The 12,848-nt window shown below is 43.6% G+C and carries 10 protein-coding genes; 2 read left to right on the forward strand and 8 right to left on the reverse strand.

Annotated features, from left to right (window positions below; genetic code table 11):
• Positions 1-71: 71 nt before the first annotated feature.
• From R3O62_RS18225 to R3O62_RS18245, 5 genes are read right to left on the reverse strand one after another with little or no spacing between them, the layout of a single operon-like run.
• On the reverse strand, positions 72-2,861 hold the full coding sequence (locus R3O62_RS18225) for an ATP-binding protein (RefSeq protein WP_317472587.1): 2,790 nt from the start codon (positions 2,859-2,861) through the stop codon (positions 72-74).
• Positions 2,858-4,459, reverse strand: a complete 1,602-nt coding sequence (locus tag R3O62_RS18230) for a hypothetical protein (RefSeq protein ID WP_317472610.1) — start codon at positions 4,457-4,459, stop codon at positions 2,858-2,860. The genes R3O62_RS18225 and R3O62_RS18230 overlap by 4 nt, the downstream gene beginning before the upstream one ends.
• Positions 4,459-4,884, reverse strand: coding sequence for an ATP-binding protein (locus R3O62_RS18235; RefSeq protein ID WP_005779989.1), 426 nt, complete (start codon positions 4,882-4,884; stop codon positions 4,459-4,461). Before R3O62_RS18235 ends, R3O62_RS18230 begins: the two co-directional genes overlap by 1 nt.
• 14 nt (positions 4,885-4,898) lie before the next feature.
• Positions 4,899-5,204, reverse strand: a complete 306-nt coding sequence (locus R3O62_RS18240) for an STAS domain-containing protein (protein ID WP_005806939.1) — start codon at positions 5,202-5,204, stop codon at positions 4,899-4,901.
• A gap of 20 nt (positions 5,205-5,224) precedes the next feature.
• Positions 5,225-6,394: a PP2C family protein-serine/threonine phosphatase gene (locus R3O62_RS18245; RefSeq protein WP_005806941.1), complete on the reverse strand. Its 1,170-nt coding sequence runs from the start codon at positions 6,392-6,394 to the stop codon at positions 5,225-5,227.
• Between the two features lie 348 nt (positions 6,395-6,742).
• Between R3O62_RS18245 and R3O62_RS18250 the strand changes: the two genes are divergently transcribed.
• Positions 6,743-7,318, forward strand: a complete 576-nt coding sequence (locus tag R3O62_RS18250) for a YopT-type cysteine protease domain-containing protein (protein WP_217738068.1) — start codon at positions 6,743-6,745, stop codon at positions 7,316-7,318.
• A gap of 147 nt (positions 7,319-7,465) precedes the next feature.
• Here R3O62_RS18250 and R3O62_RS18255 read toward each other — a convergent pair whose 3' ends face one another.
• Both R3O62_RS18255 and R3O62_RS18260 read right to left on the reverse strand, forming a co-directional pair.
• Positions 7,466-9,370: a polysaccharide biosynthesis protein gene (locus tag R3O62_RS18255; RefSeq protein WP_005806946.1), complete on the reverse strand. Its 1,905-nt coding sequence runs from the start codon at positions 9,368-9,370 to the stop codon at positions 7,466-7,468.
• Between the two features lie 160 nt (positions 9,371-9,530).
• Entirely contained in the window at positions 9,531-10,856 is a 1,326-nt protein-coding gene (locus R3O62_RS18260) for a PhoH family protein (protein ID WP_022011885.1), read from the reverse strand.
• 128 nt (positions 10,857-10,984) lie between these two features.
• Here R3O62_RS18260 and R3O62_RS18265 point away from each other — a divergent pair, with 128 nt between their 5' ends.
• Entirely contained in the window at positions 10,985-12,361 is a 1,377-nt protein-coding gene (locus R3O62_RS18265; RefSeq protein ID WP_195317626.1) for a bifunctional folylpolyglutamate synthase/dihydrofolate synthase, read from the forward strand.
• Here R3O62_RS18265 and R3O62_RS18270 read toward each other — a convergent pair.
• Positions 12,329-12,703 carry a RidA family protein gene (locus R3O62_RS18270; RefSeq protein ID WP_005806951.1) on the reverse strand — a complete coding sequence of 125 codons (375 nt, stop codon included), beginning with the start codon at positions 12,701-12,703 and terminating at the stop codon, positions 12,329-12,331. The genes R3O62_RS18265 and R3O62_RS18270 overlap by 33 nt on opposite strands.
• Positions 12,704-12,848: the final 145 nt, after the last annotated feature.

Below are 12,848 nucleotides of genomic sequence, written 5' to 3' on the forward strand. Positions count from 1 at the left end.
CGGTATGTAAAAGCATTTACCTATGCTTGTAAAAAGCAGGATGAACGGACGTTCCGTCCGGAAGGTACAGATCATCCTGTCCCGTCCTCCCATAGAGGCAAAGTAATGGCAAACTCCGTATATTCATCTTTCTCTGAGCGTACTGCTATCTTTCCACGATGATTGAGTATGATTTCCTTGCTCAGATACAATCCGATACCTGCCGCCTCACCGGTTGTCTTCGTTGTAAAGAACGGATCGAAGATTTTCTCAAGAATACTTTGTTCAATGCCCACCCCATTGTCGTATAAGCAGATGACTGCCTGTCCGTTTCGGCTTTCCAATGACAGACCAATCTCAGCCGGATATATATTCTTGCCATACTTCTTGATTATGGCATACATGCCGTTGTTAAGAAGACTCATAATGGTTTTCCCCAGTTGCTCGGCATTTCCGTTAATGAACAATGGTGTATCGGGAAGAGAAGTCCGGACTGAAATGTGCATATCACTGATCTCCTTCCGGTAATAACTCTCCAGCAGTTCCATGTCTTTCCGGCACAAACCCGTCAATTCTATCTTCTCCAGTTGCTTGTTACGGTCTTTCAAAACCTCCTCCATAGCCTTCAGCACACGAGTAGTATTGCTTCCGTGTTCTTCTATTTTTGCCAGGTTATCTTTCATCATGGCTATGACATCTACCGAATCCAGATAAGTGTCTTCATCCAAAAGCTTTTGTGCACTTTCCAGGTTCTGATATAAATCCTGCAATAACCCCGAAGTCAGGTGAGAAAAATTATTAATGTAATTCAACGGATTCAGGATACGGTCGATCAGCCCTTGTGTCAGTTTACCGACAGTGGCCATTTTCTCTTGTCGCACCAGATCATCTTGTGCCTGCCTCAGCTCTTTCAATGCCTCTTCCAGCTTCAGGGACTTTTCCTCTATTTCATTTTTTTGCCGCACCAACTGTCCGGTACGTTGGCCTACAAGATTCTCTAACCTTTCCTTCTCTTTCAGCAAGTTGTGCATCCGCCATTTAAACAGCAGGAACAGTATCCCTCCCAAAGTGACGACATACAAAACGAGACTATACCACTGTAAGTAAAAAGGAGGTGACAGCGAAAAACGGAATTGTTTTATTTCGCTTATCGTACCGTAAATATCACGTGCCTGCACGCAAAACGTATATGTACCCGAAGGAAGATTGGCATATTCCTTCTCTGTCCGGTAATCCCACGAACTCCATTCCGGATCGTAACCGACCAGACGGGATCTATATTCATTGGAACCCGTGAAACAGGCCGCATCCGTGGCAAACGAGAAACGAATGGCGCGGACATCATCTCCAAAACGGGATATATCGTCGATACGTTGGTTTGCTGCCTCCGGATTTATCGGTAAATCCCCTCCCCGGTATATGGAATCGCGGTTCAGACAAACCTCACGAAGATAAATACGAGGAACAAACGGAGTAAACGCCTGTGCTTTGCCAAGATCCATCCGGATCAAACCAAAATCCCCCCCAAACCAGGCTGCATTCCTTTCTTCTATATAAATTACCCGCACAACATAGTTTCGAATTGCATGCAGGCATTGGTTTAATTTCCCGGTATTGTCCTGCGGATGCGTCACTTGCAACTCTTTACCCTTCAGATTCGTTTGCCAATTGTATCCGCGGCTGTCCGTATATCCGGTCATCACTTCTTCGTTTCCCCTTGGCTGAAGGACGAAAGAAGTTCCATCCCCTTTCTGCAGATAGATTTCTCCATACATGGTTTTTGCCCATACAGAATGATCTTTTTTCACTTCCAAATGTACCACCTTCTCAATTCCGGAAACTCTCCCGACCTTCCTTGTCCGGGTAGAATACCGATAAATCCCGTCCATAGCTCCCATTAAAATATCGGTGCCATCCGCGAATACCAACGAATAGGCTGCAACCTCTGTAAGTTTTCTCAAACGGTCATAATCCCCGACAACATATATCCCATCACTGGTAGCCGCATATAACTCTCCTTCCGGAGAAAGCACAAGTTGCCAACAAGCTTGCGTAATCCCCCTGACAGGTACAAAGACATTATGCCTCCATACATATAACCCCTGTAAGGTGCCGGCATACAGCATCCCCTTGTAGTGGATGACTGACACGACCTCTCCTTTCAAACCTTCATAGGAAGTAAAGCGACTGAATAAAGAAGGAGTGAATACATGAAATACCCCATTATCAGTGGCCCCCCAGAGGTTCCCCCGCCCATCGGTGGCAACAGAAGATACGGAATTGCTGCACAGACCGTTATTCTCGGTTATAGAAAATAGTTCTTTCCCTTCACTGTCGTTCACCGACAATCCACGGCCGATGTCCTCCAATGTCGTTTGCTTCTGCCACTTCTCCTGCAACTGAACCGGAAGTATCTGTGTGGGAAACAGGAGGGTATCTTCCTGAACCGTATAGCATCGGCCCGATGTCGTTTTCAGGTAAATAAGTCCGTCAACTTCCGCCATATCATCCAATTCACCGAAAGAAGAAGGGTCCAGATCGGACACAATGGTTCTCAACACGACACATCCGCGTTCATCACGCTCTATCCTTCCGAATACATTGTATCCTCCTGCCCATATCCTATTCCCCGAATCGCGGAACAGACGGGTGACACGGGAAAATCCGGGCGTATAGATTGTTTCCCAACGATTGTAATCATAATGAAGAATACCCTCGAAATTGGCAAAATAAACATTCCCGCAGCTGTCACACACAACGTCGAAATTACGATTGTGCGCCTGATACACAGAAGACGGATAGTTCACAAAGAATGGAACTCCTTCTTGTGAATCCGCACATATCGGGCAAAGACACAACATCAATAAGAGTATCTTTTTCATGGCTGGTACGTTTTTAAATAATAAGATTCAAATGGTATTTGCTTGCCGACATAGTACTCCCATTCTTCCTGTGTGAAGTCGCGTCGCAATCCCTGACGGACAACAGTAGCCATATGATCGGGCGAAACGGGTATCCGGTATAACCGGCCCTGTTCGTCTCCCATAAAAATGGATGTACCATCCGGATGAAGGCAGAAAGTGTGAATCCATCCGCTGCTTGTCATAATTACAGCAGATTCCGTCTTTCCTTTATGAAGATCCCATAAACGAAGCGTACAGTCATAACTGCTTGAAAACAGTATATTCCCTTTCCGGAAAATGGCGGTGACGGCAGCCTGGTGTCCGATCAGCTTTTGCAGGACATTCCCATCTTTGTCACATATTAAAATGGTTCCTTCCCTACACCCCACGGCATACCTTTCATCAGAAAGAGAGCAAAAAGAGGTAACCCTCCCCCCTTGCGACCACCCCTCTATAAACCGGACAAATTGACCGGCAGATGAAAGCAAGGCTACTGTTCCATTCTTTAAAAAGACATAGAGGTTATCTCCTGACTTCCCGACACAAGTGACCGGATACTCCGGCTGAAAACAAAGCTGTATCTGATGGCTGATACAGTCAAAAGCATAAATACCCGTTGCAGAAATAGCTAAAAGCCGGTCGGAAGCAGCCGGAATCAATTGCCGGTATTTACCTTCAGGCAAAAGGTAAGCAGCCATACCGGCAGAGTTCACGGAGACGAGGCATCCGTCATAGGACAGGGCATACACCAGAGAATCCGAATGGATCAGCACATCCCGAAAATCATAACGGGAATCACTCAACAGAAATCCGGATGTGTACGTTTGTCCATCTCCCGACTTCCAACATATCATTTCACCGTACTTACTGACAGTGACCAATCCCGGCAGAGAATCCCGGCAAGTCTGCGGGTTTCCAATTGTTTCGTGCAACAACCTGATGCCGGTGATAGCCCCCTTGTGTCTAAACCAAAGTTGATCTTGCCTGCAAGATAAGGACAAAGCGTTGAAGACAGCCGGATGATACACATCACCATCATAGTGTTTTGTGAACTGCCAGGAAGTATATGCCAGCAACGAGGCCAGTTCCATGTTGCCGGACCGGTATTGGGTGACAGAAAGCGTACCCAATGAACGTCCCAAGGCCAGAAAAGCCAACGTATCGGCCACTCTCTTCGATTGTTCAGCCTGTAGTTGTCGTTCCATTGCCAGATTCTTCTGTTCATCCGCCAACCGATAGGCTTTCTCAGCCTCCCATTGTGCAGTAAATGCCTTTTCACGAGCTATTTCCGCCTGCTGCTGCATTTGATTAGCTTTCCGGGTCTGCGCGACAGCTTCCTGTCTTCTCTTTTCGGAAATGTCTTTTTGCTGATAGGCAATCTCCTCCATTTGCTGACTGACACGTTGGATAAGAACCGACTGCCTTTCTTTGTCCTGAAACTCCTCCAAAGACAAAGTCAGACGGTCTCTCTCCAATTCCGAATAACGATAGGCCCGGTATAAAACCAGACAAACGGTCAACAGTACACAAGGGACTGCTATGATCCAACGGATTATATTTTGGCTTAACTTGATCATCATACAGGTTCATCTTCCGATTGCGGATACTTCTTTTTAATGGTTAACCGATTCTCTTTATTGACGTAGGCATACGCCACATCATCCATCATTTCACGTACCAGAAAAATCCCCAATCCCCCTATCTCACGCTGTTCCGGCGGTAATGAAATGTCCGGATCGGCTTTAGCCAGAGGATTGAACGGAACACCTCCATCTATGAATTCCAGGACAATCTCTCCACCTTCATCCCATAAACACAGAGTCAGGTAACCGTCCGTTTCCTGCGGATAAGCATAATTGATAATATTGACTATTATCTCCTCACTTACCAAACGGAGGGCATAAGACAGGGAGGGATGTGAAGTAACTTCACGGCTATGCATCAGCATATCGAGAATTTCATCCAACCTCCCGACGACAGGGCGAAACTGAAGTAACGTCATTGCTCAGGTATTTTTTAAGATTGTGATAATTCGTCAAGGGTCTGATAGAAACGAAAAAACTTATCGAATCCGGTCATGTGCATTACGTCCTTAATCTCTTGCGACACACTGACAAGACATACATTCCTGCCTTTAGCCTTTGCCAGTTTAAAGGCGTAGAGCATAACGCGTAATCCGGCACTGGATACGTAGGAACAATTGCTGAGGTCCAACGCCACAGAATGCCCTTGCTCAATAAGAGCTACAATTTTAGTTTGTTCGTCAGCGCTTGTATTTGAATCCAAAACGGCACCAACTGGATGGATTTCATACTTTTCCATAGTTTTCTTATTTTTTAGTATTATCTGATTCGTTGAAGAGACAGTAAAGTGATATCATCGGACTGAGGATAATCTCCGGAGAAAGCCCTGACAGAGTGAAGCACCTGCGTAACGACCTCTTTCGCTGAAGTATCTTCTTGCAAAGCACCCAGAACTTCCTGCAGTTTGCCTTCCGAAAATTGTTCGCTTTTATCATTGAAGGCTTCCGTTACCCCATCGGTATACAGAAGTAGAGTATCTCCGACTCCAAACTCCAATGTATTACTTTCAAATTCAATGTCATCAAACACTCCGACCACAAAATTGGAAGCGACGGGCAAGTACGCTGCCGATCGGTTTCTCCGAAGAATAGATGGAGGGTTATGTCCGGCATTGGTATAATCCATTACACCGGTCCTACAGTTATAGATCCCATAAAAAACCGTCACAAACATAGAGTCCATACTTTCTTTGCACAGCAGCTTGTTGGCATAAGTGAGACATTCAGCCGATGATACTCCCCGGAGAGCGGTTGCCCGAAGCAGTGTCCGGCTAACGGCCATGAACAAGGATGCGGGTACACCTTTCCCGGATACGTCGGCAATCACCAGACCTATGCGCTCGTCGTCAATCTGGAAAAAGTCGTAAAAGTCACCACCTACATCTTTGGCCGGGGTCATGGAGGCATAGATATCGACCATTCCCGCCAATTCAGGAAAAGGCGGAAAAGAACGGGGAAGAATGGTTTGCTGGATTTCTCCTGCAATGGCCAGGTCATTCTTGATAGACTCCAGTTGATTGTGTTCCTGCTGTGACTCCCGGATATAACGGACTTGTTCGATTGCTTTTTCAATAGTCCGCGACAAGTCTTCCAGATCTATCGGCTTGGTAGCAAAGTCGAATGCCCCTTTATTCATGGCAGAACGTATGTTGTCCATATCTCCATAAGCAGAGACCATAATACATTTCATCGCCGGATTTTTCAATTCATTGATCTTGGCCAGCAAGGTCAATCCATCCATCTCGGGCATATTAATATCGCTTAGGATAATATCGAAATCAGGAGTTTCCAGAAGTTTCTGTAAAGCCTCCAACCCATTATGGGCAAAGGCAAACTCGTATTCACCTTTTCGTATCTGTCGCCTGAAGTACTGGGTAAGCAATACCTCTAAATCGAGTTCATCATCTACACTTAATATTTTTGCAGCCATATCTGTGATTATTTATAAATTTCAATTTTCTATTCAGACTTTTATGACGGCAAAAATAGAGAGTGCCCGGCCCGGTTACAATTTTATATTTTAAACCGGAAGAATGTTTTTCCGAATGAATGCTATTGTCTTATAAGCATACAGGGCCGCGTGTCCTTGTCCCTCAAGGAAAGCAATCAAAAGACCGATCCCTCCTTTTAAAAGGAACTATAGCTTATTCGGAATTTATATTTTCAGGATAGGGCTTTTCTTTTCACTTTTGCTGTCGTAAGCTTACAAAGAATAAATAAAAACGGGCGGAACCGAAAAGCCGGAAATAGAGTAGGAAGAAATAATAAGAAATATATTATGGATAAGAAATTATTACCTTACTTTGAGAATGTTAATGATGGAGGAGAACAGGGCAAATACTTAAAAGAATTTGGAAATGAAGAAACGCAAGGAGGTATTTGTCTACACTTATCAATTACTTGGTTATATCTATGGCATAACAGCACAAATAAAGCTCCGAATACGATATGGCAGGAAATGAAAACTCCCACTTTAATTCAACAAATAGCAAGCAACCAAAGAAGTTACCAACAATATTATCCGAATATTGCAGATAATGTATCTTTAGCTACTCGTAACTCCCTTCATGTAACAGGGACTAACGCAGGGGAAATTTATCAGATAACAACCAATGCACTGGCAGAATGTAACATGCTTTTATATGTCATTGATTTAGAAAAAGACCATAAATTAGTTGGAAGACATGCTATTGCAGCAATTGCAACAGGAGGGCGTTTTTATTTGTATGACCCTAATGTTGGTGTAATGTCAGTACCTATGGGCAATATGAAAGAGTTAATAGAGAAAATCCCTTATATATATGGCAAGCATTCTCTCAATATTAGTCATACTTCTATTTATAAGATATCCTAATGAAATTGAGATCTTATAAAATCAAACAATATCCACATCAATTCATATAGAGGTATTTCTTACAAAAATCCTCTAATAAATAAAAAAGTCAACTGAATTGCATTTATTCAGTTGACTTTCTTTTATCTTACAGCTTTAATAATAACTTTAGTCTTTCTTATCCAATGCCTCAAAACAAGAGTTTTTGCTCACAAACTCCGGAACAATATCTTTCATGGCAGCTACGATCTTCATCTGATCATAGGTGTAACTTACATCGATTAATTTCTGAATTCTCTCTTTCACTTCGTCATAATCATACTCACGCACAGTGGCAATCATAATCTTTTCGTGGTAAGTAGGTTTGGTCAGCTCTTTCACGTTGAGCAACTCTTCGTACAGCTTCTCACCATGGCGCAAACCGGTAAATTCAATCTTCACGTCCGTACGTCCCGAAAGGCTGATCATTCGCTTAGCCAGATCGACAATCTTCACGGGTTTACCCATATCGAAGATGTAGATTTCTCCGCCATTACCCATACTACCGGCCTCCAATACCAGACGACAAGCTTCGGGTATAGTCATGAAATAACGGATAATCTCAGGGTGAGTAACAGTTACAGGACCTCCACGCTGAATCTGATCGCGGAAACGGGGAATAACCGAACCGTTAGAGCCTAATACATTACCGAAACGAGTGGTAATGAACTGCACCGAACGAGTGCCTTCCTTCTGTAATTTTTTCGCTAATGACTGTACATAGATTTCACAGATACGCTTTGAACATCCCATTACATTGGTCGGATTGACAGCCTTATCCGTAGAAATCATCACAAATTTCTCCGAACCGAATTTAACGGCAAGATCGGCAAGCGTACGTGTACCCGACACATTAATCTGAATAGACTCCGACACGTTGTCTTCCATCATCGGCACATGCTTGTATGCGGCTGCATGAAATATGTATTGAGGCTTGTATTCACGGAAAATAGCTTCCATGCGGGTAGCGTTCGATATATCAGCAACAATCGTTTCAGCATCAATATCACGCCAACGATCCTGTAATTCCAAACGAATGTCATGTAACGGAGTCTCAGCCTGATCAATCAGGATCAACTTATATGGGTTGAAAGATGCAACCTGACGCATAATCTCACTACCAATAGAACCGGCAGCACCGGTAATCATCACTCGTTTGCCTTCCAAATGGGAAGCAATCTTATGAATATCTACCTCGATAGGTTCGCGTTGCAAGAGATCTTCAATCTGTATTTCCTTCAGTTGGGTTTTATTGAGTGATTGTCCGCCCCATTCGCTCAGAGGAGGAGCGGTCAGCAACTTCACGTTATTGGAGAGCAGCGTATCAATCATGTCGGACTTTTTCAGTTTCTCCATCTTAACCGGAGAAACGATGATGGTATGCACATCACGGTCGTTCATGTTTTCAATTAGTAGTTCGTCGTTTGGAAATACCTTAGCTCCCATCATAACTTTACCAATCAACTCCGGCTCGTCGGCTATAAAACCACGAAGACGATAATGATTACGCAAATTTACACGCAGAGACTTGGCTATGTTCACTCCGGCCTCTTTGGCACCATAAATAAATACGTTAGTGGTATGACTACCATCGAAGTTGAGCACTTCAAAAAACATCTTAACTACTATACGCGAACAAGCCATCATGGCAAAATTGATCACGTACGCCATAAACAGCACGCTGATGGCACCAATCCGGACACCCAGATAAGCGTCCAGCAGAACACTCAGAATCATCAGTACCCCATAAGAGACCGTAAGCGACACAAAAATGCGCATAATGTCCACAAACGAAGAAAAGCGAAGCACATTTGAATAGGTACGGAATACCCGGAAGAAAATCAAATTAGCCACTACTGTCCAAAGAATGGTCTTATCTATCGTAGACGAATCCAGAAAAATGCTGCGAAAATCGTAACGAAGCGAATAGGCAAGCAAACAGGATGCGACAATAATAAATATGTCAATCAATAGGATAGTCCAAATGGGCAGTACCTTCGCGGAAAGATACCGATGGAAAAAATTCTGTTTCATTTGTTTTACAGTTTTTGTTTTAGGCGGTGCAAAGATACACTATTTTCACTAACCCGTGCGTTTTTATTTGACAAAATAAAGTTTTTAACACAATAAAAGTGGAATAATAGTGTAAAAAAGGGACGGAATTCTCTTCTTCCGTCCCTTTAAAATATGGATATTACATTAAGTTACTTGCCAATTCACTCAATTCGCTGCGTTCACCTTTCACCAGATTGACATGTGCAAACAGGTTCTGATCTTTCATTCGATCGATCATATACACCAGACCATTAGACTGACTGTCCAGATAAGGTTGGTCAATCTGTTGGATATCTCCGGTAAACACCATCTTGGTTCCCTCTCCGGCACGGGTGATAATAGTTTTAATTTCGTGTGGGGTCAGATTCTGTGCTTCGTCAATTATGCAGTAGGTTTCGCTAAGGCTTCGTCCGCGAATGAATGCCAAAGCCTCGATCACCAATTGCTCGCTCTTCTGCATATCTTCCAACCGCTTCACTTCGGTAGAGTTTGAGGCAAACTGACGTTTTATTACATTCAGGTTATCGAACAGGGGTTGCATATAGGGTGCTACCTTTTCAGTCGCATCTCCCGGAAGGAATCCCAAATCTTTATTGGAAAGGGCCACAATAGGACGTGCCAGCAGAATTTGTTTATATTCAGTAAGTTTTCCCAAAGCTGCGGCCAGGGCAAGCAATGTTTTACCGGTTCCGGCCTTACCTGTCAAAGCCACCAGTTTTATATCGGGATCATTCAGAATTTCGAAAGCGAAACTCTGTTCCGCATTACGCGGTTCGATTCCATAATTTTTCGTTTTATTTACCCGGCAGACCATGTGTGTAAAGGGATTGTAACGGGCAAGCACACTGCTGCGATCACTCTTAAGAATGAAACATTCGTTGGGACGAAGAATGTCCTTAAAATCAAATTCATTGATATCCAGCCCTTCTCTGGACGAGTAAATACGGTCGATCAACTCCGGTTCTATGTTTTCGAATACCTCGTTCGATTTTTCGAAAACATCGACATTCACAACCTTATCGGTGATATAGTCCTCGCAAAGTATCCCTATGGAACGGGCTTTCATCCGTAAGTTGACATCCTTAGTCACCAGGATATTTTTCATTTTCGGATATTTCCGCGCCAGAAACTCGGCTACAGCCAATATCTGATGATCCGGTTTACGGGCAGGAAACGATTCATGTACTTTAGGAGCTTCCGAATCACCTGTTATAATAAACAACTTGCCCAGTCCTTCGCCCAAAGGGGCGCCATGGGTGAACAGGCTATCGTCGGTTATTAAATCAAGTTCGCGCACAAACTCACGCGCATTGTAATTGATTTGTTCGTTACCTTTCTTGAATTTATCCAATTCTTCCAAAACAACAATCGGAAGATAAATATCATTCTCCTGAAAATTCTTCAGGCAATTGTAGTCGTGGAGAATAACATTCGTGTCGAGCACAAAATTTTTCTTTGTTCCCATGATTCTTAGATTTAAATGTTGATATTTGCAATCAAAAAGACAATCGACACCTCTGTGTTGAATTGTTGCAACTAAGATAACAAATAAAAAGGCAAACAAAAGAAGTTGCCCGTTAAATATTATAAAACATGAATTATCAGGAAACTTTAGACTACCTATACAACAGCGTTCCCATGTTCCAACAGGTAGGAAGCAGTGCATACAAAGAGGGACTGGAAAACACCCATGCATTAGACGAATATTTGGGACATCCTCACACCACGTTTCAAAGTATCCACATCGCCGGGACTAATGGAAAAGGCTCTTGCTCACACACATTGGCAGCAATTTTGCAGTCGGCCGGATATAAAGTCGGGCTCTATACTTCGCCCCATTTAGTCGACTTCCGCGAACGTATCCGCATCAATGGCGAGACCATTTCACAAGAATACGTGATCCGTTTTGTGGAAAGCCACCGTTCTTTTTTTGAACCATTGCATCCTTCGTTCTTCGAGCTGACTACAGCCATGGCATTCCGATACTTTGCCGACCGGCATATCGACGTAGCTGTAATCGAAGTTGGACTGGGAGGACGCCTGGATTGCACCAACATCATTCATCCGGATTTGAGTATTATCACCAATATCAGTTTCGACCACATGCAGTTTCTGGGCAATACACTGGCAAAAATAGCGACAGAAAAAGCAGGTATCATAAAAAAAGGTGTACCGGTTGTCATTGGTGAAACAACCGAAGAGACTAAGCCCGTATTTTTGCAGAAAGCTCAGGAAGTGGAAGCTCCTATCATCTTCGCAGAAGAAGAACAAAGACTAAAAGGAGCAACAAAATTCAAAACCTGTACGAACAGAAAATGGACAGAATATCCGGAAAAACACTCCAGTGCTGTACAAGCAGAAGAAGCAGAAGCTGTTTCCGGCTGGATCTACGAAAACGAGACATATCCCGAACTGGAAGGAGTACTGGGAGGTTCATATCAACCAAAAAACACAAATACACTCCTGTCTGCTCTTCCCATCCTGAGGAAGTCAGGTTATAAGATCAGTGACAATGACGTAAGAAACGGTTTCCGGCAAGTAGACCAAATGACCGGACTACAAGGACGCTGGCAAAAATTGAGAAACTCTCCCACCATCATTTGTGACACGGGACACAATGTAGCAGGTATCTCTTATATCGTAGAGCAACTAAAGCAAATGAAATATGAACGTCTCCACATGGTCATCGGTATGGTGAATGACAAAGACGTCAGTGGAGTACTGGCCTTACTGCCTAAAAATGCAGTCTACTATTTCACCAAAGCGAGCGTCAAAAGAGCTCTGTCAGAGACTCTGTTACAGCAAATCGGAGCCTCTGCCGGACTGCAGGGTAAAACTTATCCTGATGTTCAATCGGCCGTAAAGGCCGCACAAGAAAAAAGCCTCCCGGAAGACTTGATCTTCGTAGGAGGCAGTAGCTTTATTGTAGCCGACTTATTATCGTGCCGCGATACACTCGATCTCGACTAAAGCATCTTTAGGCAAGGCTTTCACGGCAACAGCCGAACGGGCGGGAAATGCGCCTTCAAAATAAGTTGCATATACCCCATTCATTCCGGCAAACAAAGACATATCCTGGAGGAAAACTGTCGTTTTTACAATATCTGACATGGTCAGACCGGCAGCCTCAAGGATATGTTTTATGTTTTCAAGAGACTGGCGGGCTTGTGCTTCCACACCGTCGGGCATCAGTCCCGTAGCTGCATCGATAGGAAGCTGACCGGAAACAAATACCATTCCATTCGCTTCAATAGCTTGACTGTAAGGACCGATAGCTCCCGGTGCCTTATCACTGCAAATTACTTTTTTCATTTTACTTGGTTTATTAATGATTGACATTTATGGTAAAGTTGATATCCTGAAGATGATAAAAAACTCCTATCAGGAAAGTTCTTATGAAAACAAAGATAAGAAAAAAATATAAGAGCTATGCAGTATTTGGCAAACAAACGTATTT

This window comes from Bacteroides hominis (assembly GCF_033042785.2).
In the GTDB taxonomy this organism is placed as follows: domain Bacteria; phylum Bacteroidota; class Bacteroidia; order Bacteroidales; family Bacteroidaceae; genus Bacteroides; species Bacteroides hominis.